We start from the raw sequence: 24299 nt of genomic DNA, 5'->3' as shown, positions 1-24299 counted from the left end.
GAATTAACTCATGTAATCATTCTGCCGCATCAGGAGTGCCCTGTATTTATTAAAAATGGCGGTTTTAGAAACAAATCCCTTATAATGATTGGCCTCATCCGTTACCGGTAAAACCCATACATTATCTTGCTCCATTTTCTGCAAAACCACTTTTAAATCGTCATTTTCAATCACAGTATTTGGCGCTGCCTGCACCAGGTTGGTAGCCAGCAGGTTTTCCTGATCCGGATGGTTAACCATTTGACTGAAAAGCTCTTCTATATAGATAATTCCTTTAAAATCTCCGGTTTCATCCGTCACTGCACAAATATTTTTATGCGACTGCACAATCTCGTTCATCTTTAAAGCAATCTGATCGTTCATCTGTAACTGGGGATACGTTTTTTCAATAAGGTATTTGAGTTTCATCTGGTTCAAAACCGTAGTGTCTTTATCCTCATGAGACAATAGTTCGCCTTTATCCGCCAGTACCTTAGTGTAAATAGAATGTTTTTGTGAACTGCGGTTTATGGCATAAGAAATGGCCGTAGTAATCATTAAAGGAACCATCAGGATGTATCCACCAGTAATTTCTGCAATCAGAAAAATGCCCGTTAACGGCGCATGCATAATAGAACCTAATGCAGCAGCCATACCCGCTACAATAAAATTAGATACATTTAAATGTGCCAGGCCCGAAAGATTTACCACGTAGGCGAAGATAAAACCGATTAATCCGCCCATAATTAAACTGGGCGCGAAGGTACCACCATTACCGCCGGCACCCAGCGTGATGAGGGTAGCCAGTGATTTCATAAAGATCGTAACCACCGTAAATAACACCACCATGGCCGGAATGGAATTGTAACTTTCAAAAATACTGTTGTTAATGACAGCCAGATAATCTCCCCTCAGCAGATTCTTCATCGTGATATAACCTTCTCCATACAAGGTGGGAAAAAGAAATACCAGAAAGCCAAGCATTAAACCACCCACCACTACTTTGGTGTAGGGATGTTTAATTTTATAGAACAATCCCTTTACCGCATAATTCGCTTTTGTAAAATAGATGGAAAAAAGGCCAATTAAACCAGCCAGTAGCACATAATAAAATAATGCATTGATCTGCCAGCCTTCGGTTACCAGGAAAAATAATTGCTGGGTGTAAAAGATCCGGGCCACTACCGCTGCTGTAGCTGCTGAAAGTAAAAGCGGAATAAAAGCTGGGATGGTAAATTCTGGCAATAAAATTTCAATGGCGAAAACGATTCCGGCTACCGGACTGTTAAAAGCACCGGCAATACCTGCCGCGGCACCACAGGCTACCAGCATGGTAATCTCCCGGTAAGATAAGCCCAGAAAGCGACCAAGATTAGACCCTATCGATGCACCACTGGTGACAATGGGCGCTTCCAGACCTGTAGAACCTCCAAAACCCACTGTGATGGCCGCTGTGATAATTTGTGAATAAATATTATGTGCCTCTACCCGGCTTGATTTTTTGGAGATGGCGTAAAGTAAAGGAGTTAAACCCGTTTCAAATTTACTTTTACGAATGAAATATTTGATGTATAAAACCGTCAGAAAAATACCAATCATCGGAAAAATAAAATACAGGTAATATTTGTATTTCCAATGCCAGTCTGACTGGAGAAATTCTTCAATATGATGGGTTAAACTTTTAATTGCCGCTGCCGCAAGTCCGGCGAGAACACCAACAATTACGGCCAGTATAATGAGGAAGTTACGGTTTGATATTTTTGATTTTCGGTACTGATTAATGTTATCAAGGTAATTGACAAAGCGGATATACATTCTATTGAATTTTAATATAGAGCGAATGTTCCAAATGTAGGTAAAAGTGATTATCAGGTCAACTTTTAATGCATTATTTAAGCGTCAAATTTATCCAAAAGCTTGATAAGGGTAGCAAAATCTTTCGGATAGGGTGCCTCGATGGTAATATCCTGATCATCCAGGCCTTTAAATACCAGATGCCTCGCGTGTAAAGCAAAACGTTTCATTACCGGCTGCTCTTCTTCTCCTTTAGTGAGCTTATATCCGCGTTTGATGGAAGAGAGAAAAACAGGTTTTCCTTTGTACATCTCGTCACCTACAATGGCAGCCCTTTGCGTAGCCAGGTGAATCCTGATCTGGTGCATTCTTCCGGTAATGGGCTTGCATTCTACCAGGGTGTAGTGTTTATAATATTTTAAAGAATCAAATATGGTTTCTGCCCTTTTGCCTTCAGCCCGATCGATGGTTACGTTTTTGTTTCCATCATTCAGAATTGGTAAATCAACCAATAACTGATCGAAGATCACATGGCCATCTACTACTGCATGATACGTTTTATTGACTTTCCGTCTTTCAAACTGCATGGAAGCATGGCGGTAAGCTTCCGGATTTTTAGCAATAATCAAAGCACCAGAGGTTTCCTTATCCAACCGGTGACAAACCTGTGCATCATCACTGTATTGTTTGGCCAGGCGTAAAACATTGGTTTCTCCTGAACCGCCCCTTTCATCAAGTGAAGCCAGGAATGGAGGTTTATTGATCACGATAAAATTATCGTCTTCGAATAGGATAAGGTCTTTAAAATTGGGATACTTCAAATTGTGTATTGGTTAATGCGCCGCAAAAATACAATTTTATTTTTTAATGCTTTAAACTCGTGAAAAGAAAGATTGCTTCACACCGTCGCTCAGCCCGCAACTTCAGTTCGCAATGACGGTTTACGGTGAATTCGTCATTGCGAGGCGGCTTTTTCAGCCAGCGAAGCAATCTGTTTTGTCGTTTTTACGATAGAGATTGCTTCACACTAACGCTTAGTTCGCAATGACGATAGCACTTGCCGTCATGTCCTATATATAAAAAACAGAAGCCGCAAACGCGCTGAATGTCATCTGCGAATTTGCGGCTTTTAATTTCGTTGTGGTCAGTCCATGTTGCTGACTTCAGACGTGAATAACTATCTAAGAAAGTTCGAACTTGTAGCCCACGCCTTTTACGGTTGACACATAGGTTTCACCCAGTTTTTCCCTGAGTTTACGGATATGCACATCAATGGTTCTGTTGGTTACCACTACTGAATCTTCCCAGATATTTTTAAGGATAGATTCACGGGTATACACTTTTCCCGGTTTAGAAGCCAGCAGATATAACAATTCAAATTCTTTCTTTGCCAGCACCACCTTGTTACCACCCTGAAATACCAGATAAGCTTCACGGTCGATTACCAGATCCCCAATTTCCAGTTTATTCTCTGAAATTTCTTCTGTGCCTGAATTTCTTCTGAGGATGGCATTAATGCGGCTGACTAAAGCACGTGGTTTAATCGGTTTGGCGATGTAATCATCTGCGCCAACATTAAAACCGGCTATTTCTGAGTACTCTTCACTCCTGGCGGTTAAAAACACCATAAATGTATTTTTAAATTCAGGAATAGCACGCATCAGGCGGCAGGCTTCAATGCCGTCCATCTTAGGCATCATGATATCCAGGATAATCAAATCAGGATGAACTTTCTTGGCTACCGTAATTCCTTCCTGACCATTTGAAGCTGTAAAAACCTGATAGCCTTCCTTTTTCAGGTTATATTCAATCAGTTCCACAATGTCTGGTTCATCATCAACAATTAATATTTTCTGACCTGGATTATTCATAGTTAAATATTTGTTACGAAAGTAGTATCTCTGATGTAACTCTTCGTTAAGCCTAAGTTAATAAATTGTTAACGACTTAAATTAGTTTAACATTGAATTTCTTTTAACGTAATGTTTTTCCTAAAAAAGCATCCAGTTCCTCTCCACGCAAGTTTTTAGCTGCAATTTTTCCTGAAGGATCAATTAAAAAGGAAGCCGGAATGGCCTGAACCTGGTATTTTTTGACCGTTTCGCCGTTAAAATCTTTCAATTCTGATACATGTGTCCACATTAAACCATCCGCTTTAACCGCACCCAGCCAGGCTGCTTTATCGGTATCCAGAGAAATGCCCAGGATGTCGAAATTTTTACCTTTGTATTTATTATACACCTTTACCACATTCGGGTTTTCCTGACGGCAAGGCTGGCACCATGAAGCCCAGAAATCCACCAAGACGTATTTCCCCTTATAATCAGCTAAACTCACTGGCCTTCCATCAGCGGTATTAATGGTAAATGCCGGAGCAACCTGGCCTACCTGAACGGCCTTTAACAAAGCCATTTGTTTGATAAAGGCATCCACTGTAGCATTTCCTTTAATCTGGTCTTTAATTTCATCAGCGAAAGTAACCAGTTCTGCTTCAAATTCCTGCGGACTTAACGTATTCATGGCATAAAAACTGGCCAGCGTACCTTTGTTATCCTTTGCAAATTTAAGGATGGAAGTATTTAGCTGGTTGATGTAAGATTCATACTGGGGTTTCATTTCTTCCAGTACAGCCGCCCTGTTTTGTGGTTGTTTGGCAACTTTTGCTTCAAAATCTGCCTGCAGCTTTTCTACCTGTTTCGCAAAATTATTCCGAAGTGCATTCAGTTCAGATAATTTTTCCACTTCATTGGCTCCTGAAATTTTGTAGGCCATTGTTTTATCAGCAAGGTCTGCTTCCAGTTTGATGTCATCTCCGTTTTTGGCAATCAGCATAAATTCATGATTGCCTATAGAAACCCTGAAAAAATCAACAGATGGTGTTTTTCTGATAAATTTGAATTCGCCTTTTTCTGATAGATTGGTTGAATCTATGGCCACCATCTGGCTGTTTTGCATGCCAAAGAGAAACACTTTTTTCTCAGTTCCGGGGTTCTTGAAGATACCATCAATAGTAAAACTATCCTTGGGTTTACATGCCGTGAAAGCAATTGCGATCAATATGATCAGGCTTAAGTTTTTCAATTTCATTATTTCAGTTTTTCTAATATTAATTCGTTGAGTTTTTTGGCATCCGCCCTGCCTTTTGCCAGTTTCATGACGTCGCCAACAAAAAGGCCCAAAACACCCTTTTTACCTTTTTTATAAGCTTCTACCTGTTGCGGGTATTTGTTCAATACTTCATCAATAAATCCATCAAGTTCGTTGCTGTTTTCACTGATCAGTAAGTTCAGGCGTTCTGCTAAAACAGCAACATCAACACCAGTACTTTCTTCAGCTGCCGGTAATAACTGCTGAATGGCAATTTGCTGGGTTAATTTTTTATCATCAACCAGATTGATGGCTTTCGCGAGCTGATCCGGCTTAATTTTATAGGCTCCAATGGCAATGCCCTTTTCACTTAAAACTGCTCTGATAGGGCCAATTAACCAATTAATCAGTGTTTTTTTGATCTTTACTTCGGGTAAGGTTTGATTAAAATAATGAAGCAAATCCGTGTCTTCTGCAAATAAAGTCGCATCAGCCTTGCTGATACCAAATTCAGCAATTAACTGAGTGGAGATCTCATTTGGCAAAGCTGGCATGGCGGCCTTAATTTCGGAGAGCCATTCATCAGAAATATAAATGGGTGACAGATCCGGATCAGCAAAATACCGGTAATCATTGGCCTCTTCTTTGGTGCGCATGGGTGATGTGGTACCTTTATCGGCATCAAAATTCAAAGTGCTCTGGATAATTTTTCCACCCTCACTGATCACCTTAACCTGTCTTCCAAATTCAAATTCCATGGCCCTGCGTACATTTCGCATAGAATTCAGGTTTTTAACTTCACAACGTGTGCCAAAGCTACTGGTACCCTTTTCACGGATGGAAATATTCGCATCGCAACGCAGGCTGCCTTCTTCCATATTGCCGTCACTCACATTTAAATGCCGAACCAGTTTCCTGATTTCGCTCAGTAATGCAGATGCTTCTTCCGCACTGCGGATATCGGGCTCGGTGACAATTTCAATTAAAGGCACACCTGCACGGTTTAAATCAACCAGTGAATACTGGTCATCCTGATCGTGGATGCTTTTGCCTGCATCTTCTTCCAGGTGAATGCGGTTAATACCTATTTTCTTTTTTGAACCATCATTTAATTCCACCTCCAAAAATCCGTTGATGCAAATGGGCTGATTATCCTGCGTAATCTGGTATCCCTTTGGCAAATCGGCATAGAAATAGTTTTTACGGTCGAAATGATTCAGCTGGTTAATGGTACAGTTTAAGGCCAGGCCAATGCGTACAGCCTTTGCCACAACTTCTTTATTCAGCTTCGGCAAAGCACCTGGTAAAGCCAGGGATACGGTAGAAATATGTTGATTCGGTAAAGCCCCGAAAGATGCACTGTCAGCAGAAAATATCTTGGTATTGGTATTTAACTGAACATGTATTTCCAATCCTGAAACAAGCTCGTATCTGCTTTCGGGTGTCCCTAAACTCATATAAAATGATGCCTTTTAAATGTATGGTGATTGCAAATATAGCAAACAATGTGAAATAGAATGACCACAATTTAACTGAACCTCCTTTTAATCTTGACAGGAAAAACGGGTGAAGTGTTTTCTGTTTTGGCTCCTGCTTAAAAGCGTTTTAAAGATGTTATGCCAGGAAGGGTAAATTTACTGATCAGTATTAATCAGATTGGTTCGCCAGAGCAAGTAGCCGAGGCGACCACAACATGCCGCCACAAAATATTCCACATTGGCAGGCACATCATTTACGATGCGGTAACGTATTTTAAATTTAGGGTTATAACTGATATAAATTACCAGGTCATCCTTTGAGAAGCCACTTCCGGTTAATGCTTTAAGGTGTACTTCAGCAAGTTCCTTTGCGGCACGCTTTAAACGCTCATTCATGATTTTAGCCAGGTGTTTAGCCGGAACAAAATCAGTCTCCGGGATGGCCAGCACAGTCACAGTCATGCCGCAAATTTATAGGGATAATCGACTTTTGCAAATGGCTGATGCTAAATTATTGAAATTGAGAGCTATTAATTTTGACACCCGGAAAGCAGATTGCCCTTGGCCATGGTCATCATTTTTACACTTCCAAAACTTTTTACTTTTAAAATTTGTTGCCTAAATATGAAATCTTTCAACCTTGAAGTCATTCTGGATGGAGAAAATACAAGTATCACCGTCAGCGAAGCAGATGGTATTTTTGAGATTATCCATGAGGGGCATATTGTTGCGGCATTGAGGCCTCCGGGCGAAGACTGGCAATTGCTTCCACTGGATGAATTGATTGAAAAGGTTTCTTTGTTCGAAAGTGATCTTGCCCCGCAAAGCCACCACATTGCCCTGCATTCGCCTGTTATCAATCAGATTATTGCCGAAATTGAAACCCGCTCACACCACAGCCTTCTATAACACTACCGGTCTATTCCAACTCAATCATCAGTGCACTTTCTGCATAACCAGGCTGAGCAATTTAATTTATTTTATTCCTGACAAGTTCATTTCCAGGCTTTAAGCACTACTTTGTTTATATACATGATACGGGCGGACAGAATTATAGAACTTTTGTTTCAATAATACTGTTCTCCTTGAAACATGTCTTAACCAGCATTATGATTCTATCCTTATCTAAAAAAAACGTTATTCTTTTCTCCACATCACCAGATCCCTTTTTGCGTTTATCAGTTATTGTTCCGGTTAAAAATGAGGAAGCTTGTATTGCCCATACATTGGATGCCATCCGTATGCAGGTTGATCCATCTGGAATCCCTGTTCCACCCAAATATTTTGAAGTTTTGGTGCTGGCCAATAATTGTACTGACCGTACTTTTGAAATCTGCCGGAATTATCAGCTTCAATACCCTGAACTGAGGTTGCATGTGGCAGCAATCACGCTGGAAGGTAAAGCGGCTCATATTGGCACAGCCAGGAGATTACTAATGGATGCCGCCTATCAACGGCTGATAGAAGTGGCCGGATACCGTGGTATCATTGTTTCTACAGATGGTGATAGCCAGGCTGATCCGCAATGGTTATATCACATTATGGACGAAATGGAAAACGGTGCGGATGTTGTGGGTGGTAGAATTTTACCCAGAGATACACCACTTCAATCTAAATTGCACCACCTGCGTGATGTGACGTACCGCTTGTTTACAAGCCGGCTGGAATCCGTTCTTGATCCATGTATATCCAATCCATGGCCAAGGCACTTCCAATGCTATGGCCCAAGCCTGGCGGTTACTTGTGAAATGTATGATCGTTCGGGAAGATTACCAGCCATCCCATACCTCGAAGATGAAGAATTCAGAAAACGTTTAAAAAGAATAGATGCCAAAATCAGGCATTCTCCAAAAGTGAAAATCTATACTTCCTCGAGGCTTAATGGCAGGGTGGAATTTGGATTTTCGGTACAATTACAACAATGGCAGGATATGAGTACCAAGGGAGAGCAACAGTTAGTGGAATCACTGGAAACACTGATTTTTAAACTAAGCACTAAAAATTCACTCCGGAAACTCTGGACAAGCCGCAAACAATGTCCTGCCTTCTATACGGAACTCAAGGAAATGGCTGCTGCACTGGCCATTGATTTTCATGCACTTAAAATGGCTGTACAAAACAATCAGTATTTTGAAAGCTTGTGGGAACAGATGGAGGAACATCTTTTATCTTCCGGACATCAGCAGATTATCATGGAACCTATTTCTAAGGCCATCAGTTCGGTGAGACAATATTTTTCAAAAACCATTCGACAACCTATGCCTGCCCCTATGATCATCACTGAAGCAGATGATTTGCAGGGTATCGCCGTTTAAAGTGTTTTATGATATCTGTTTTAACCATTGTAAAAGGACGGGCAAATGCATTGATCAACTTGCTTAAAGGATTGGAAATGAATACCGTTCTACCTGATGAAGTGGTAATTGTTTTTATGAACGAGCCGATCAGGAACATCCCGGCACTGCCCTTCCCGGTGCATTGCCATACTATCCTCAAGAATGGACAACTGCCCCTTGCTGCAGCCCGGAATTTGGCAGCAGAGAAAGCAAATGGCGATTTCCTCATCTTTTTAGATGTTGATTGTATTCCGGGTGCCACGCTTATTGCCGACTATCAGCGACATCAAAACGCAACAACATTGTGGAGTGGAACAGTCAGGTATCTTCGTAAAGACGCTACTGAACAAGATGGTTTTTTAACGTCTATGGATTTTTGGAGCGATCCTGATCCGATTCGGGGTGAAATGAATGAGATACCTTATGCACTTTTCTGGTCTTTAAATTTTGCCTGTGCCAGATCCGTTTACCATCACATTGGCGGATTCGATGAAGGCTATGAAGGCTACGGTGCAGAGGATACTGATTTTTCCTTTACAGCCTCAGAAATGCATGTTCCGCTAAAACATATTCCGGCCATCGCCTACCACCAGTACCATGAAAGCTTTTCACCGCCGCTTAACCACCTCAAAGACATCGTTGGCAATGCTAACCGTTTCTATCAGAAATGGAAAAAATGGCCCATGGAAGGCTGGTTGAAGGCCTTCAGCGATTTAGGTTTAATAGAATGGCATCCAACCCGGATTATCCTGAAGCGGCAACCTGCTGAGCAGGAAATCATTGCTGCCTTAAAAAAATAAGTTAACCATATATTTTTCGGCCTACAGCCACAATTGCTTCTGCGGTACTTGCTAGTGCATTTTCCGCTATTATACCATCCCACACAGGCTGTTGAGCTTGCAGCTGGTGCAAAACCTCGTTCCAGTTGGTTTCATAAAGCGATTCGGGTAAAATCATCATTACGCCGGGAACGGACTGGATGGCCCTGGCCTTATCCAATTGTTCATCAAACGGACGTGATTCCGGAATGGCAATAAATCGCTTATTCAGGCTGGCCATTTCCATTACGGTATTGTGACCGGTATTGCCAATTACCATGCTGCACTGCGCTAACAGCATTCCCGGTTCATCCTGATGTCCGTAATAGGTGACATGAGGCTGTACTATAGCTTTCCCGTCAATTTTTCCGATAATGTAAAAATGAAAATCATGGGCAGCATTGGTAAGGAATCCTATAAAATCCGCATCGATGGAGGTACCACCACTTCCTACAATGACAGCAACATGACGCGGCTTTTCTGCTGCAGAATTGCCTTTATCAAACCGCGAGAAACCACCAACATATTTGGTTTTATCTGTGATCCATTTTGCAGAGTTGGGGGATATGGCAGCAGGAAAAGGAGCAATCAGTAGTTCAGCGCTCTGATAGGCCATCAGGTGTGGCAGGTCATCTCGAAGCCCGTGCTGACGCATCAAAATGGTTGGAATACCCGCTAACCGGGCCAGCAGGGTCACCTCTACCGATACATCAACCACCAGCAATAAGGGATAGGCCGATTGGAAAAAGTTGGTCATCATGGCTGCCCGTTCACTGATTCCTTTTATATTCAATGGCGCATAGTGAAAGGCATCAACTGCATTTCCATTACTATGGTATACATCATTTTGATCCGGCGTATCCATAGGAAGATGGATGACATTAGTCTTTTCAGGGAGTAAATGCTGGTAGGGTTTCAAATTACTACCAAGCAAAGTAATATGGAAACCATGGAGATGCCTGATGATTTGTGCGGTTCGGGTGAAGTGACCGGCACCATGATGGTGAACATAAAAAGCAAGGTTAAATTTCATAAAATCTATTCCTGCTTTTTGTACACATCCAGCCGGTAATCTGCCGTCCTGCTGCCTTTCAAATGTCTGAGGTTAGCCTGGTCAAAACAATGGTGCACTTCATCGCCACTCAATGGATAATCAGCTACAAAATGTGTCCAGTGTACCAGTACCAAAATACCATCAGGTAATAATGAATTAAAAATAAGTTCCCTGGTGGCTAGAAGATCTTCTTTGGAAAGGTAATAACCTACTTCACTCATGACAATGAGATCAAAACTTTCATCCGGAAAATCGGCCGGAATTCCACCTTGAATAAAGGCGACTGCTTTTTGATCTTCCATACGCTTTCTGGCTTTTTCCAGCGCAATTTCACTGATATCCATTGCGGTCAAATGGTCACATTTGGAGCTCAGCATTTGTGTTAACACGCCGATGGAACAGCCAATCTCCAACGCTTTCTGGTATTGTCCATCCGGGATGGCCGATATGGTAGCCGCATATTTATGGCTTTCATATGCACTGGTTTCGAATGACCATGGATCTGAATGCGTGCTGTAAAGTGTTTCGAAGTAGTCTTTAGAAAGCGTGCCGGCCGGATTGATTTTGTTGCGCTGCATAAAATATTCTTTCCCGTTTAAAAAATTTCCCATCATTTCTGCTGTTAACCTAAATCCGGATGGGTCATCATCAATGAGTTGGGTGGTTTGAGATTGATGTGCCTGAATGGCTTTCTCTTTTTTATGCAGATAACCATGGATGTCTAAAAACTTAAGTTCTCCGGCTTCCAGTTTCGGAATATCACTTTCACTGGCATTTTCATAAAGCCAGATGGGATATTCCCAGATCACGGGCTTATAATTGGCTACATTTTTTAACGCGGATAACAGCAATTGAAAGGTTGCCCGGTGGTCGCGGTGTGGATCAAGTTCATAAGGAACTAAAATAAGTTGCGGAAGAAAATGAGAAAGATCAGCATGAAGCCTTTCAGATAAGGTCTCAAAACCGGGTTCACCTTTAGCCGGCATAGCAGAATCTTTACTTTGGTAACCTTTAAGCTGTTGCGGATCTATGCCTAAACAATCCAGTGCAGTAATCATTTCTCCATACCGCAATGCAGCCAGCTGATCAGGCGGATAGGTAGCTGACCGATGTGACTGGCTTCCATCAGTGGTGAGGATCACCCGCACTTCGGTACCTTGCTGAAGCAGCAATTGAATTAAACCACCACAAGCCAAAGATTCATCATCAGGATGTGGTGCTAAAATCAGGCATCTTTTGATCGTGAGGAGAAATTTTTCCTCCACGCCTGTTGCTGATGACCTGAAGGCTTTTTTGTCAAATATCATCGTCGAAAGAAAAATCGTTTTGTATAAAAAAATCGGCAGCCTTCAGTCTGGTGGCATCCGGTGCGGGCTGGCGCAGGTAGAATGTCAGGTCGCGGTGCAGGCGTTCCAGTTCAAAAGGCTCCATTAATCCTCGTGCACCTACACAACGGTTGCTCTCATCCATTATCTTTAAGCAGATTTCTTCAATGATCGTACGGGTCATATTGGCAAAAGCAATCAATGCATCATCATGTGTACCTGCTGCAACCCATCGATCATAATACTTACCGGCACGGTTCAACCACAATTGCCCGGTGGTGAGTTCACTCATCATATGGTATATGCGCATCTGCTGGAAAGGATCATCTGTGCGCTTCAACTGTTTTAAATAAGAAAGGGTATGCGCTGCAATGGCTTCGGCACCACCCAGATGTACGGCTGCAAAGCGAATGGCTCCGGCATTAAAATACGGCTGGGTTAAATAAGTACCTGGGCGGGCCAGTAAATCCTCATCGTAAATGAGGTAATCGCTAAAATTTACTTTGTAACTGCCAGATGCCTTCATGCCCAAAGGTTTCCAGCTATCATAGTCAATTCTATCCTGTGGCAAATCTTCCATATTGATGACCAGCAATTGCCAGCCTTTTTCACCATCTCGGTGAATATCTCCAGAAATCAGTGCACGGTTGATGATGGCAGCGCCAGAACAGAAGGTTTTGCTTCCCTGAACGCGAAATCCCGAATCAACTGCTTCAAGCGAAATGCCATCTGCAGCCTGGGTATTCCATATGCCAAACAACAGGCCTGCTTCTGCTTCTTTGTACCACCGCTCACGCTGTGCTTGTGCAGCATATAAATGGATCAGGTAAAGGGTATTAATATGCCCTTCATAGATTCTTCCTACAGCTAAATTGGCTTTGCCCATGTCTTTCAGAAGACGCAGCAACTGGGGTGTTTTAGGCAGATTAAAATCCAGTTCATGACCAGGAAGCACAATGGATAGTGCCCCGCATTCATGCAGCCATTTAAATTCTGCTACCGGACCATCAGGCTGATGCTCTGTAGCCGCGGCACTTTCCGCAATTCTTTTCAACACCTCATCAATGGAAGGCTTGCTGATTGCTTTGTGAAATACTTCGGTTGTATCTGTGATCATATGGCTACCAGATTTTTCTTGATTTTACCCTCAGCTACCGCTGCCAGCATATCTTCATATTTTTCAACCATTTTTTCAATATCAAACCGCTGCCTGGCATAATTACTCACCGTCTTTCTGTCTAGTTTCATGGCGTCTTGTATAGCAGTGGCCAAATCATCAACGGCAGGATAATCAACCAGGATACCGGTTCCTGTGGCTATAATTTCGGATAAAGCACCCATTTTAAAACCAGCTACCGGCGTACCACAGCTCAATGCTTCTGCAACCACTAAACCAAATGGCTCCTGCCAGCACGGACTCACAATACATACGCTTGCTCCTCCGATCAGGGCGTTTAATGATTTTTGGTCCTGTAGGCCTAATAGCGTTGTGCTTTCATCCAGCAGTATGGCTACCTTTTCCTTAAAATATTTCTGGTCCGCAATTCCACCGGCAATTTTCAGCGGAATGCCGGCTAGCTTTGCAGCCTGTATAGCCAAATGGAGGCCTTTATCCGGATGGATTCTTCCAAACCAAACGGCATATTTTTCTTCACTTGCTTCCGCATAGACCTTCCACTGATCCAGATCAATTCCGTTTTCAATCACCTCACAACTGGAAACAATATTGCTCCAGTTCGCTGCACTCTGCTTAGACACAGTAACGTATTGAATCACAGGATTTTTTTGTTCTGCCTTAATGGCCAGTTGCAGTTCGTAAAATGGTGGGGTATGCAAAACGGTTAACATCGGTGTGTTTAACAGATTGGCCATGGTAATCGGGATATAGTGCAGGCTGTTATTGAAAATGATGTCCAGGTTATAATCATCAATTTTCGACATCAAACCAAAATAGGCATGATGCTCAGCGATATATTCTGAAGGCAAATCCCTTTTTTTGATCCGCATCCCTGTTTGCTGATCATAATGTTCATCAGATAGAATCGGATCAACAGGAAGATTTTCATCAGAACTTGAACTGGCAAATAGGATCACATCGTGACCGCGAGATACCAGTCTACGGGTTATTTCATGTGTAAATACCTCCAGTCCGCCTGCAAACGGGGCAATTATGGGGTGTTTTAAGTGAGCGATAATTCCGATCCTCATATGTTTTGGCAATGGTTAATGATATAGTTTCATTCATTAGACATTTTTTTAGGCATGAAGGTTTTATATTTCTGATACGGCACAACGGGTATTCGTAAAAAAATACCGTTAAATTTTCCCAGATCGTACTGCTTTTGGCAGGAAGAAGGTATCCGATCACTGAAAGAGAAGGTATTGACAGTTGGTACAAAGATGGAATCGGCAAGCAAGCCTTTAGCAGCAATGGTTAAAAAACATACGCATTATGCAACAGTCACGCCAATACTCAAACTAAGATACGCGTGCCCATCCCCTACTTCAAAAAATGCCATCTTCGGGGCATAATACAGTGGAAAATAAAAAAGCGACTTTAAGACACTTATAATTGGTTTTGAATGATAAAATTTTCAGCCACTCAGGATATACTTATTTTCCATAACATAAAAGTTAAGGATGGGTTTTCTCCGATACTGCTTCGACTATCCTTCGGGAAAACGGCCTTTAAAGCATTGTGAAGAGAACAAACCTCGAACAACAGTCGAACAAAGCACCATTTAACCGGACAATGTCAGACAATTCCAGACAAATACCAACAGGTTTGGTAGCATTGAAGAGCGATAAGTACTTTTGCCTGAGCAATAAAGCCAAAAAGATGGGTACAAAAAAAAGCGGTTATTTTTAATAACCGCTTCCTTTACTCATAATGCTATCTAGTTTTTAGGTTGCACACGACCAGATTTTCTGTCTTCGCCTCTGCCGATTAAATAACCGCCACCAGCACCAACTAAACCACCGATAATGGCACCTCTACCTTTTTTCTTATCAATTAAGGCACCACCCACGGCACCTGCCGCACCACCGATTACTGTACCTTTTGCGGCATCACTCCAGCCTTTTTTCTTTGCTGTAGGCTGAGTACCACCATAGGAGCTGGAGCTTCCACCTGAACTGCGGCCGGTACTTGCATATGACCTTGTGGATCTTGATGATCTGGCACCTGCAGCTCTTGCTGCAGCCAATTCTGCCTGATGTTTAGCTTCTTTTTCTGCTTCAACCTTGGCTACTTCAGCCCTTTTAAAACTATCCAAACGTAAACTGTCTTTCACGGCTTTTACCGCCAGTTGTTTTTCAGCTTCCTTTTGTTTTAATTCAGCTTCTTCTTTTGCCTTATTGTTACAAGCAAACATTACTGAACTTAATGCGATAACTACAAATATCTTTTTCATAACGTTTTCCTTTAAATGAATCTACTCTGGTACCCTAACCATACAAGCAGGTTTCATTGATGTGTGTGATTTAGTTAATTACCAGTACTTAAGAAAAAATGATGCCAAAAATTTTGCATACACCAATTTACTATACTAAATCAATATACCAGAAGCCAGAAACGGCAGGCTTGGCCTTTGATGCGTGGGCAGCATCATCTTTCTGCACTGGTGCAGGATAAGTTCTGAATACTTTATCTCCAAGGCTAAAACTGATTTTATGGTGAAAGATGGGTCCCTCAAAAGCAAAAGTATGGAACTCTCCATTTTCTCCGCAAGGATCAACGGCTGGCGGAAGTGCATCAATTACGCTACTGGTGATTACTGCTCCACAGATCTTTTCAAGATTGCTTTGTGTACAAACAATGATGGTTTTATAGGTCAGCTGTAAGAATTCTGCAATCAACTCGCTTGTATTTCTCTTCCAGAGTGGAAAGATGGCGTGCAGGCCAACTTCCCTTAGCTTGCTTTCACGGTAAGTACGAAGGTCTTCCAGAAAGATATCGCCATAAATAGCATGTGTAATGCCTTCTCTTTTAAATTTTTTGAGGTGAATTGCCATGGTGGTATCGTAGGTTTCCATATCCGGCATCTCTCCTAAGCGAATTTGATACAGCGGAATACCAATGCTTTTTGCCTGGGCGATCAGCAAAGCTTCCCTCACCCCATGCATGGAAACCCGGTTATATTTTTCGGTTAGTGTAGTCACCAGGTAACGGATTTCGATGGAAGGATCCTGCAAAGCATAATGCAGGGCCAGTGTGCTGTCTTTACCACCACTCCAGTTAAAAATACAGACTTTCTTATCCACCGGCTAATATGGCGTTAAGCATATTCATTCCTGCTACGGCACCTTTCTCAATGGTGACCACATTTTGATAGCGACTTACATCAGGTATTTTAGGATCAATAATGTATTTAGTGGTACCGGCAGGAACAAAATCAATTAATCCGGCTGCTGGATAAACGGCCAGGGATGTTCCAATCAGGACAAAAATATCAGCCTGCCGGCAAATTTCGGCCGCAACTTCAATCATAGGTACAGGCTCGCCAAACCACACCACATGCGGACGCAGCTGAGCCCCGTGTTCGCAAAGTTCGCCCATTTTTATTTCCGCACCCCGAATGGGATACGTAAGGTGGGGTACCCGATCAGACTGAGACCTGGTGATCACGCCATGCAGATGCGTCACTTTGGTCGCACCTGCCCTTTCATGCAGATCATCGATATTTTGGGTAATGATTTCCACATCATAGTGGTGCTCCAAGGCAGCCAATGCCAAATGAGCGGCGTTAGGCTGTGCCGCAAGTACCTGACGCCTACGCTCATTATAAAATTGCTGTACCAGTTCAGGATTTCGCTTCCAGGCTTCGGGCGTAGCTACATCATATATGTTATATCCTTCCCATAGGCCATCACTATCCCGGAAGGTTTTTAATCCGCTTTCTGCACTGATCCCTGCCCCCGTTAACACGACTAATTTCATAAATAAATTTAAACTGGCTGATGAAGAAACACAGCACTGCTGAGGTTAATGAATTTACGGCTGATTTGTTCATTAGGAACAAACAAATCAGGATGAAACATACACGCTAAAGCCTCAATGCCTTCAACCAGCGTACCTATACTGGGTTGGGTAAACATATCAAAATCAGCAAGGTAAACCTGATTTCGTTTTACGGCTTCGAGGTTTTCCCATCCGCTTTTGGAGGTTAATAAATCCATTTCTTCCCGACTTCTGCTGATATCAAAACCACATGGCGCAATAACCAAAACTTCAGGATTATATTTTAAGATCTTATCCCAGGGGGTCACAATAGAATCTCCCGCCGGGTTGGAAAGCATATCCACGCCACCTGCAGCTGCAATCTGAAATGGAATCCAATGTCCGCAATTGTACACAGGCTCAATCCATTCCATCAGCATCACCCTTTTCAGTGGTGCTCTGTTTGCCCTTAAGGTATCCAGAATGGCATCGGTTTTTTGCTGAAGATTAGCCAGGTAATGCAAAGCCACCTCTTCTTTACCAAGCGCTTTGGCAATGGTTATGGCACATTCATAAACGTCTTGCAGGTTGTTCGGTGATAATGGAACCAGCGCAGGTTGCTTGCTGAGTTTCATCACTGCTGTTGCTGTACAAACGGTATCGATATTACACACCTCACAGATATCCTGAGTGAACACAATATCTGGTGCAATGCTTGCTAACAGTTCATCATCTACCCAATACAAACTTTTGCCCTGGGCTTTGGACGCCGAAAAGATCCGGTCGATCTCGATACTGGTATAATTTTTACCTTCCAGGATGCACCGCACAATTTTGGGCTGATCAGCAGCTTCTTTCGGACACTCGAAGGTGACGCCGTAAAGATACTCCTGTAAACCCATATCATAAATCATTTTAGTGGCAGCAGGTAAAAAAGAAACAACTTTCATGGTGCAGTATGTTTAGCGTTAGGATGATGATGGAATTGCTTTTTACAGTTGATCAAAATTCAAAAAGCGAAAAGTAAAGATAAAAAAAATCCTCTTCTGACCGGAATCAAAAGAGGATTTATCAATAAAAATAGGTTTAATTATAACTTTTGCGTTTGTAATCTTAATACCGGGAATTTTGATTTTAATATTTCATAGGCACCAAAAAGAAGCACGCCATAGATTAATGTACCTTCTAAAAACCTGATTTCGAAAGGAATGGCTCTTTCTAAGCATAACCAAAAACCGGCAACATCTTGTGTATAGGATGGGTTTTTAAACCAAACACCAAAATCGGTGACGATCCAGTGAATTAAAGTAATGGCAAGAGTAGAACCTAGTAAGGATACCGCATTTATTTTACGTAATAATACACGGCCAACCAATACCATTAAAGCGAAGGCAATGTACGTCCAGTACCAACCTTCGTAAAGAAATCCATTACTGTATTGTTTAAAAATCGTATTCGCCAAAATGAAATCACTTAAAAATAAACTCAGCAATGGAAATGCAAATGCTTTTACATGGTCTTTAAAGTACGCACCGCCAAACAAAGCCACAGCGCCTATAGAAGAGAAGTTGGCAAACTGAAGTGCGTCAGAATTAAAGGTGATCAGCAAACGCAAGGCCGTAATGACCAATATCATGAGCAATAGGATAACGTTGCGGGGATTAAATTTTAAGTTAGACATTTCGTTTATGGTAAATTAACAATACAAAGTTATATTTTCTTACCGGATATTAAAAGTTACCCCGGTATTAAAGTTGAAACCTAAGGTGTTATAACCGATAATTTCATTGTATTTTTCGTTTAAGATGTTTTTGGCATCAAAGAAAATTTTCACCCTTCTTTTGGCTAAGGCATATTCAGCATAAGCACTCAGTAATTTATAACCCGGTAAATGCTCTACCGCATAGGTGGCGAAATTTCCATCGGTACGGGTGCCAAAATACCTGAAGTTAGCATTTACATACAGGTTTGAAGTGGCCTGAATGCCTGTTGTTAGCCCAAAAGTATGTTTAGGTCTTCTGAACAAGAAGTCTTCAACTTTGCTGTTAATGCTATTGAACTCGTTCCCCTCTACATAGGAATAATAACCATTGATGTCAAGTTTCCAGACCTTCACGGCTGGTTCAATTTCAAAACCTTTAACCTTTTGACTTTCCTGGTTGATGTATTGAGCAGGCGTATAAATAATGGCATCAGTTAAGTCTCTTTTAAAGCCAGCTACACGTAAAGAAAATTGATCATCTGCAAAGCTGAAGTTTGCGCCTGCTTCGTAATTCTGTGATTTTTCAGGTTTCAGGTCTAAATTTGCGCTATACTGCCCGAACAGCATATTAAGCGTTGGAATTTTAAATGCTGTTGAAACGGTTCCGAATAATTTAATTTCTTTGATGATGTTGATGCTCGGGGTAATGGTATAGGTATAGTTTTCGCCATATTGTTCATGTTTATTGTAGCGTCCGCCAACTTCCAGGTTAAAAACACTCAAATCATGTAAAAATAAAGAGCCATACGCGGCAAAAATGTTAGTTTCAGGGCGGTTGGCACCAGAAGTTAAATGCATTTCCCTGTTTTCGATTCCGGCCAACAGATTTAATTTCTCACCCAGCTTCTGGTTGTAAAATAAATCAATCAGGCTGATACTGCCGGAACCCATGCTGGTGTAAGGAAACCCACTAAAGCTGCTTAAAGTATTATTGGAGGTGTTCTGATAGCTGTAGTTCAGGTTAATTTTACCGGAGCCAAAATCGTATTTGGTATTCAGTCCGCCGCTGAAGTTTTTAAGGGTGGTGTTATTTGCGGCTAATCCGTCAGCAAAAGCACCCTCGTCAATTTTGTAATTTCCTCTGTAATAACGTATAAAAGGATTAACGGAGAAGTGTTTATCCAGCTGTATTCCGAAATTGGCACTTACACCATCCGTTTTATAACCATCCTTGTCAAATTCAGTATTGTTTCCTGCAGGGGTAGCCGCTTCTGAGATGCCATCACTTTTTTGGTGTGTATAATTTACATTATAAGTAAACCCGTCAACGGCACCGTTTAAACCAATCGTTCCTTTATAGGTTTCATAACTTCCGGCACTGGCTACGCCATAAACCGTATTCCCTTTGGGGCCACCCTTTTTAGTTACAATATTGATGACTCCGGCAATGGCGTCAGAACCATAAATTGTAGACTGGCCACCTCTTAAAATTTCAATATGATCGATCTGATCAATGGAAAATAAACGTAAATCAAAGGCACCGCCGTTTCCTGAAGGATCATTCTGCACGATACCATCAATCAGCACCACCGCATAGGCACTTCCTGCCCCTCTGAAAAATACCGATTTGTTTAATCCCGGGTTACTTCCTGAACCGGCTACAATGATACCTGCCTGTTCGCTGATTAATTCAGGGAGTGATTTTCCATTGCTGCGGTCTAAAGTTTCGCGACTGATAATGCTGACCACTTTACCTGTTTGTGATTGTTTCTGATCGTTTTTAGTTGCAGAAATAACCACATCCTTTAGTTTTAAGGTGTCCTGGGCATTGGCTTGGCCAATACCAAATTGCACAAGGCCAATGCCTGCCGCAATTAAAAATTTTGTTTTGTTCATTTGATTGTGAGTTTTGCCCACAGCCAACAGATAGAAAAGGAAATGAAAATACGAAACCGTTAAGTACTCCAATCCTAGCTTCAATCCCCGAAAGCTATGAAATTATATACTTGTGGCAGGTCTTCTGACTTACTCCCGGTTATTTAGCCTTCCCATTCAGTTAAAAACAGTGGCATAGAATTAAAAACCGTTACAGAGCTTACAGCTGCGGGACAGTTGCAGAATTACACTGCATTCCCTTTTAATTCCGGCACAAAACGCCGGAAACCAAAAGCGCTGCAAAAGTAGTAAAATAAAGCTATTCGTAAAACAGTAAAATTGAGGCTGATTAATTCTTATAAGTGTTCAATGGTTAGTTCACTATTCGGCCATTAAAATCGATTTCGTTTCAGCTAATTTAGCTTTTTCTTCTTCGCTTACTGTTGGTAAATCAAGGTTCAGTTTTTTCAGCTTGTCTAAAATGATTTCGCTGATGGCTAAGCGGGCAAACCATTTTTTATCAGCCGGAATAATATGCCAGGGCGCACTTTCCGTACTGGTTTCATTAATAGCTTCCTGGTAAGCAGACATGTAATCATCCCAGTGCCCTCTTTCTTTAATATCGCCGGATGAAAATTTCCAGTTCTTAGTCGGATCTTCGATCCTTTCGAGGAAGCGTTGTTTCTGCTCGGCTTTACCTACGTTTAAGAAAAATTTCAAGATGACTGTTCCGTTAGCACAAAGGTGTGACTCGAAATTACGGATACTTTCATAACGTTTTTTCCAGAAGTCTTTATTTACTTTTTTCACCTCTTCCATGCCAGGGATTTTCTCATTCAGGATATACTCCGGATGGACTTTACAAGCCAGTACATTTTCGTAATGAGAGCGGTTATGGATCCCAATCCTACCCCTTTCTGGCAAAGCCAGGTAATGCCGCCATAAAAAGTCATGCTCATATTCTTTAGCGGTAGGTACTTTGAAACTAAATACCTGGCAGCCCTGAGGATTTAGCCCGCTCATGACATGTGCAATGGCACTGTCTTTTCCTGCCGCATCCATGGCCTGAAAAATGATTAAAACGGAGTGTGTGCCGGCTGCATACAGTTTTTCCTGCAGGTGGCTGATTTCAATTTTAGTTTTAACCAGTTCATCTTTTGCCTTTTCTTTATTAAATGTGCCTGTATAATCGGTTTCTACCTTCTTTAAAGAAAATTTTTTATCTCCCTGTACAATTAGCGCTTTAAATTCGTTTTTCATTCTTATGTATGTTTAAGATAATTCAGTGTATCCATTTTTTTAAATATAGAACTAAAAAATAAGTAAATTAAAAACGTTAATTTGCATATAGAGTTTTTTATATTTAACGCCCATAGCATTTATCAAATACCATCTTAGCCAATATGTTTAAAGAGATAAAAAACAAGTACTTACGTTATTCTGCAATATTTGTATTCTTTATAATAATTTTCTTTTCTGCGCTTCAACTTAATTTTTTATGGCTATTTGGTTATTCTCCAAGTACAAAGGATATAAAAATGCCTACCCTGCGTGTAGGATCTGAACTGTATACCGCAGATGGTAAACTCATCGGCAGGTACTTTAAAGAAAACCGGACACCGGTCAATTTCAATGAAATAGCACCCAGTGTGATTAATGCCCTGGTGGCCACGGAAGATGTTCGCTTTTATAAGCATTGGGGGGTAGATGCACAGGCGGTTGGCCGTGCGGTGATCGGCTTAGGCGAAAAAGGTGGTGCCAGTACCATCACCCAGCAGCTGGCAAAAAATCTTTACCGCACCAGGTACAATAAATCGCAGGGGCTGCTTGCAAAAGTCCCGGTTGTCCGGACCGTGATCTTTAAATTGAAAGAATGGATGACTGCCGTTAAGATTGAATCGAATTACTCTAAAAATGATATCATCACCATGTATCTGAATACGGTTTCGTTCGGTAACAATGCTTATGGCATTAAAACTGCCAGCAGGATCTATTTTGATAAGGATGCCAAAGACCTGGGGGTTACGGATGCAGCCATGCTGGTGGGCATGCTGAAGGGGACCACCATGTATAACCCAACTAAAAATCCGGAACGGGCACTGGAACGGAGAAATGTAGTGTTAAGGCAAATGAACAAGTATAAATACTTAAGTAATGATAGCTTAACAGCATTGTCAAAGGAACCGGTTAAACTAAAGGCAGGTGAACTGGAAGATGGCAGTGATGGTGATTCATACCTGAGGGCCGCAGTAGCCAAATACCTGGAAAAATGGTGTACAGACAATGGATATGATTTATATGAGGATGGGTTAAAAATATATACTACCATTGATTCTAAGCTTCAAAAATATGCGGAAGAAGCTGTTGCAGAACAAATGAAAACCCTGCAACGCAGGTTTTATAGTGTTTGGGGAAATGAAGACCCATGGTATGACTCTGAAAAGAATAAAGTAGATTATCCGGAAAGGGCCATGAAAAACTTACCGGTATACAGCATGCTGATGAAGAAATTCTCCAGTCAGCCTGATTCGGTTAAGGCTTATTTCAACAGGAAAAAGCGCATGAAGATTTTCACCTACAAAGGTGATCGCGATACTTCCTTTTCAACTTTGGATTCGATCCGTTATTATGGAAAGATTTTAAATACCGGAATGATGACCATGGAGCCAGCCAGTGGGAAAATTAAAGTGTGGGTGGGTGGCATTGACCATAAATTCTTTAAGTATGATCACGTTAACCAGGCAAAACGCCAGGCCGGATCTACTTTTAAACCCTTTGCATACCTGACTGCTTTAGAGCAAGGCATGAGCCCGTGTGATAAATTTACTGATAAACCGGTTAAAATTAAATACCAGGATAAGGGAGAAACCAAATACTGGGAACCTAAAAATGCCGATTACAGTGTGACTTATCAAGACATGAGCCTGCGCTGGGCCATGGCCAGATCTGTGAATACCATTACGGCCCAGGTGACGGAAAAAGTGGGTTGGGACAATGTGGTTAAGTCTGCACATGAATGCGGCATTGACAGTCACCTGGAATCAGTTCCTTCAGTGAGCTTAGGTTCAAATGATGTAACCGTTTATGAAATGGTAAAGGCATACAGTACTTTTATGAATAAAGGGGTTAAAACTGATCCTATCCTGGTTGAAAAAATTACCGATCAGGATAATAATGTGATTGATGAGTTTAAGCCAAAAACAAAGCGTGTACTCACCGAAGAAATTGCCTGGTTAATGACGTATATGTTTCGTGGTGGTATGGAAGAGCCAAGAGGAACCTCTCAGGCCTTATGGGAGTGGCCAGATTTATTTAAAAAGAACAACCAGATTGGTGGTAAAACAGGTACTTCATCTGATTATGTAGATGCCTGGTATATGGGTTTAACAAAGGATTTGGTTACCGGTGTTTGGGTGGGTTGTGATGAAAGAACTGCACACTTTAAAAACGGAGAACAAGGCGAAGGATCAAGAACAGCCTTGCCAATCTTTGCTAAATTTATGGAAAAGGTATATTTAGATCCATCCAGTGGATATTCTTACGGACCATTTCCAAAAGCAACTGTAGAAATTACCAGAAGTTATAACTGTCCGAGCCCGCAATATGTAAGAGATACCACCTCAGTAGATACTGCCGCGGTAGATTCTACTCAATTTGATGTACCAGAAACGGCTGATCCTGTTAATCCGGTAACGCCTACTGAACAGGAAGTGAAAAAAGAGGAGAAGAAACAAGATCCGGATCCTGCTCAGCCTGTACAAACGGTTCCCTTAACCAGAAAAGAAGAACGTGAATTGAAAAGAAAACAACGCCAGGAAGAAAGAGAAAAGAAAAAAAACGAGAATAATTAAGACCAGCCTTGCCTAATCAAGCCTGATAAGTTGCTGAAATGTTAAATAAGAAATAATATTT

22 protein-coding genes and 1 riboswitch are annotated in these 24299 nt (G+C 41.6%); of the genes, 5 read left to right on the top strand and 17 right to left on the bottom strand.

Going from position 1 to position 24299, the window contains the following annotated elements:
- Positions 1-3 precede the first annotated feature (3 nt).
- The 6 genes from OQX64_RS05965 to OQX64_RS05940 form a co-directional block, all read right to left on the bottom strand.
- Entirely contained in the window at positions 4-1794 is a 1791-nt protein-coding gene (locus OQX64_RS05965) for a chloride channel protein (RefSeq protein ID WP_265818034.1), read from the bottom strand.
- A gap of 77 nt (positions 1795-1871) precedes the next feature.
- On the bottom strand, positions 1872-2594 hold the full coding sequence (locus OQX64_RS05960; RefSeq protein WP_088301656.1) for an RluA family pseudouridine synthase: 723 nt from the start codon (positions 2592-2594) through the stop codon (positions 1872-1874).
- A gap of 360 nt (positions 2595-2954) precedes the next feature.
- Positions 2955-3644 carry a response regulator transcription factor gene (locus OQX64_RS05955; protein WP_088301655.1) on the bottom strand — a complete coding sequence of 230 codons (690 nt, stop codon included), beginning with the start codon at positions 3642-3644 and terminating at the stop codon, positions 2955-2957.
- Positions 3645-3747: 103 nt separating this feature from the next.
- Positions 3748-4860, bottom strand: coding sequence for a peroxiredoxin family protein (locus OQX64_RS05950; RefSeq protein WP_265818033.1), 1113 nt, complete (start codon positions 4858-4860; stop codon positions 3748-3750).
- Entirely contained in the window at positions 4860-6317 is a 1458-nt protein-coding gene (gene gatB, locus OQX64_RS05945; RefSeq protein WP_265818032.1) for an Asp-tRNA(Asn)/Glu-tRNA(Gln) amidotransferase subunit GatB, read from the bottom strand. The genes OQX64_RS05950 and gatB overlap by 1 nt, the downstream gene beginning before the upstream one ends.
- Positions 6318-6494: 177 nt before the next feature.
- On the bottom strand, positions 6495-6800 hold the full coding sequence (locus OQX64_RS05940; RefSeq protein ID WP_265818031.1) for a hypothetical protein: 306 nt from the start codon (positions 6798-6800) through the stop codon (positions 6495-6497).
- Between the two features lie 162 nt (positions 6801-6962).
- Here OQX64_RS05940 and OQX64_RS05935 point away from each other — a divergent pair, with 162 nt between their 5' ends.
- The 3 genes from OQX64_RS05935 (at position 6963) to OQX64_RS05925 (ending at position 9474) form a co-directional block, all read left to right on the top strand.
- Complete coding sequence (locus tag OQX64_RS05935; RefSeq protein WP_088301651.1) at positions 6963-7247, top strand: hypothetical protein; 285 nt, start codon at positions 6963-6965, stop codon at positions 7245-7247.
- 200 nt (positions 7248-7447) lie between these two features.
- A complete protein-coding gene (locus OQX64_RS05930) occupies positions 7448-8653 on the top strand; it encodes a glycosyltransferase (protein WP_265818030.1) in 1206 nt (401 codons plus the stop codon).
- 8 nt (positions 8654-8661) lie between these two features.
- Complete coding sequence (locus tag OQX64_RS05925; RefSeq protein WP_265818029.1) at positions 8662-9474, top strand: glycosyltransferase family 2 protein; 813 nt, start codon at positions 8662-8664, stop codon at positions 9472-9474.
- A gap of 1 nt (position 9475) precedes the next feature.
- Here the strand turns inward: OQX64_RS05925 and OQX64_RS05920 are convergent, their stop codons facing one another.
- From OQX64_RS05920 to OQX64_RS05905, 4 genes are read right to left on the bottom strand one after another with little or no spacing between them, the layout of a single operon-like run.
- Positions 9476-10525, bottom strand: a complete 1050-nt coding sequence (locus tag OQX64_RS05920) for a glycosyltransferase (protein WP_265818028.1) — start codon at positions 10523-10525, stop codon at positions 9476-9478.
- Positions 10526-10530: 5 nt separating this feature from the next.
- Positions 10531-11853, bottom strand: coding sequence for a bifunctional PIG-L family deacetylase/class I SAM-dependent methyltransferase (locus OQX64_RS05915; protein ID WP_265818027.1), 1323 nt, complete (start codon positions 11851-11853; stop codon positions 10531-10533).
- A complete protein-coding gene (locus OQX64_RS05910) occupies positions 11843-12988 on the bottom strand; it encodes an acyl-CoA dehydrogenase family protein (protein ID WP_265818026.1) in 1146 nt (381 codons plus the stop codon). Before OQX64_RS05910 ends, OQX64_RS05915 begins: the two co-directional genes overlap by 11 nt.
- Entirely contained in the window at positions 12985-14079 is a 1095-nt protein-coding gene (locus tag OQX64_RS05905; protein ID WP_265818025.1) for a glycosyltransferase, read from the bottom strand. The genes OQX64_RS05910 and OQX64_RS05905 overlap by 4 nt, the downstream gene beginning before the upstream one ends.
- Positions 14080-14569: 490 nt before the next feature.
- On the opposite strand from OQX64_RS05905, the gene OQX64_RS05900 reads away from it, so the two are divergent.
- On the top strand, positions 14570-14740 hold the full coding sequence (locus tag OQX64_RS05900; protein WP_265818024.1) for a hypothetical protein: 171 nt from the start codon (positions 14570-14572) through the stop codon (positions 14738-14740).
- Positions 14741-14768: 28 nt separating this feature from the next.
- Here the strand turns inward: OQX64_RS05900 and OQX64_RS05895 are convergent, their stop codons facing one another.
- The 7 genes from OQX64_RS05895 to OQX64_RS05865 form a co-directional block, all read right to left on the bottom strand.
- Positions 14769-15284, bottom strand: coding sequence for a YMGG-like glycine zipper-containing protein (locus OQX64_RS05895; protein WP_265818023.1), 516 nt, complete (start codon positions 15282-15284; stop codon positions 14769-14771).
- Between the two features lie 130 nt (positions 15285-15414).
- Complete coding sequence (locus OQX64_RS05890; protein WP_265818022.1) at positions 15415-16134, bottom strand: diphthine--ammonia ligase; 720 nt, start codon at positions 16132-16134, stop codon at positions 15415-15417.
- The gene (locus tag OQX64_RS05885; RefSeq protein WP_265818021.1) at positions 16127-16810 is read right to left on the bottom strand and encodes an SIR2 family NAD-dependent protein deacylase; all 684 of its coding nucleotides are present in this window, start codon (positions 16808-16810) and stop codon (positions 16127-16129) included. The genes OQX64_RS05890 and OQX64_RS05885 overlap by 8 nt, the downstream gene beginning before the upstream one ends.
- Before the next feature lie 8 nt (positions 16811-16818).
- Positions 16819-17760 carry an ABC transporter substrate-binding protein gene (locus OQX64_RS05880; RefSeq protein WP_265818020.1) on the bottom strand — a complete coding sequence of 314 codons (942 nt, stop codon included), beginning with the start codon at positions 17758-17760 and terminating at the stop codon, positions 16819-16821.
- A 140-nt stretch (positions 17761-17900) separates the two neighbouring features.
- On the bottom strand, positions 17901-18491 hold the full coding sequence (locus OQX64_RS05875) for a DUF6580 family putative transport protein (RefSeq protein WP_088301641.1): 591 nt from the start codon (positions 18489-18491) through the stop codon (positions 17901-17903).
- Between the two features lie 39 nt (positions 18492-18530).
- Complete coding sequence (locus tag OQX64_RS05870) at positions 18531-20408, bottom strand: TonB-dependent receptor plug domain-containing protein (RefSeq protein WP_265818019.1); 1878 nt, start codon at positions 20406-20408, stop codon at positions 18531-18533.
- Between the two features lie 96 nt (positions 20409-20504).
- A riboswitch (cobalamin riboswitch) is annotated at positions 20505-20695 on the bottom strand.
- 73 nt (positions 20696-20768) lie between these two features.
- Entirely contained in the window at positions 20769-21647 is an 879-nt protein-coding gene (locus OQX64_RS05865; protein WP_265818018.1) for a polyphosphate kinase 2 family protein, read from the bottom strand.
- 143 nt (positions 21648-21790) lie between these two features.
- Here OQX64_RS05865 and OQX64_RS05860 point away from each other — a divergent pair, with 143 nt between their 5' ends.
- Positions 21791-24238: a transglycosylase domain-containing protein gene (locus OQX64_RS05860; protein WP_265818017.1), complete on the top strand. Its 2448-nt coding sequence runs from the start codon at positions 21791-21793 to the stop codon at positions 24236-24238.
- Positions 24239-24299 lie beyond the last annotated feature (61 nt).

Origin of the sequence: Pedobacter sp. GR22-10 (assembly GCF_026239715.1) — a bacterium.
GTDB lineage: Bacteria > Bacteroidota > Bacteroidia > Sphingobacteriales > Sphingobacteriaceae > Pedobacter.
The sequence above is the reverse complement of the archived record's forward strand: the minus strand, read 5'-3'. Positions and strand labels throughout refer to the sequence as shown.

Excerpts from the sequence above, each read along its gene's own strand:
- OQX64_RS05965 (WP_265818034.1), bottom strand. The coding sequence starts at position 1,794 with ATGTATATCCGCTTTGTCAATTACCTTGATAACATTAATCAGTACCGA.
- OQX64_RS05955 (WP_088301655.1), bottom strand. The coding sequence starts at position 3,644 with ATGAATAATCCAGGTCAGAAAATATTAATTGTTGATGATGAACCAGAC.
- OQX64_RS05950 (WP_265818033.1), bottom strand. The coding sequence starts at position 4,860 with ATGAAATTGAAAAACTTAAGCCTGATCATATTGATCGCAATTGCTTTC.
- gatB (WP_265818032.1), bottom strand. The coding sequence starts at position 6,317 with ATGAGTTTAGGGACACCCGAAAGCAGATACGAGCTTGTTTCAGGATTG.
- OQX64_RS05940 (WP_265818031.1), bottom strand. The coding sequence starts at position 6,800 with ATGACTGTGACTGTGCTGGCCATCCCGGAGACTGATTTTGTTCCGGCT.
- OQX64_RS05935 (WP_088301651.1), top strand. The coding sequence starts at position 6,963 with ATGAAATCTTTCAACCTTGAAGTCATTCTGGATGGAGAAAATACAAGT.
- OQX64_RS05930 (WP_265818030.1), top strand. The coding sequence starts at position 7,448 with ATGATTCTATCCTTATCTAAAAAAAACGTTATTCTTTTCTCCACATCA.
- OQX64_RS05925 (WP_265818029.1), top strand. The coding sequence starts at position 8,662 with ATGATATCTGTTTTAACCATTGTAAAAGGACGGGCAAATGCATTGATC.
- OQX64_RS05920 (WP_265818028.1), bottom strand. The coding sequence starts at position 10,525 with ATGAAATTTAACCTTGCTTTTTATGTTCACCATCATGGTGCCGGTCAC.
- OQX64_RS05915 (WP_265818027.1), bottom strand. The coding sequence starts at position 11,853 with ATGATATTTGACAAAAAAGCCTTCAGGTCATCAGCAACAGGCGTGGAG.
- OQX64_RS05910 (WP_265818026.1), bottom strand. The coding sequence starts at position 12,988 with ATGATCACAGATACAACCGAAGTATTTCACAAAGCAATCAGCAAGCCT.
- OQX64_RS05905 (WP_265818025.1), bottom strand. The coding sequence starts at position 14,079 with ATGAGGATCGGAATTATCGCTCACTTAAAACACCCCATAATTGCCCCG.
- OQX64_RS05895 (WP_265818023.1), bottom strand. The coding sequence starts at position 15,284 with ATGAAAAAGATATTTGTAGTTATCGCATTAAGTTCAGTAATGTTTGCT.
- OQX64_RS05885 (WP_265818021.1), bottom strand. The coding sequence starts at position 16,810 with ATGAAATTAGTCGTGTTAACGGGGGCAGGGATCAGTGCAGAAAGCGGA.
- OQX64_RS05880 (WP_265818020.1), bottom strand. The coding sequence starts at position 17,760 with ATGAAAGTTGTTTCTTTTTTACCTGCTGCCACTAAAATGATTTATGAT.
- OQX64_RS05875 (WP_088301641.1), bottom strand. The coding sequence starts at position 18,491 with ATGTCTAACTTAAAATTTAATCCCCGCAACGTTATCCTATTGCTCATG.
- OQX64_RS05870 (WP_265818019.1), bottom strand. The coding sequence starts at position 20,408 with ATGAACAAAACAAAATTTTTAATTGCGGCAGGCATTGGCCTTGTGCAA.
- OQX64_RS05865 (WP_265818018.1), bottom strand. The coding sequence starts at position 21,647 with ATGAAAAACGAATTTAAAGCGCTAATTGTACAGGGAGATAAAAAATTT.
- OQX64_RS05860 (WP_265818017.1), top strand. The coding sequence starts at position 21,791 with ATGTTTAAAGAGATAAAAAACAAGTACTTACGTTATTCTGCAATATTT.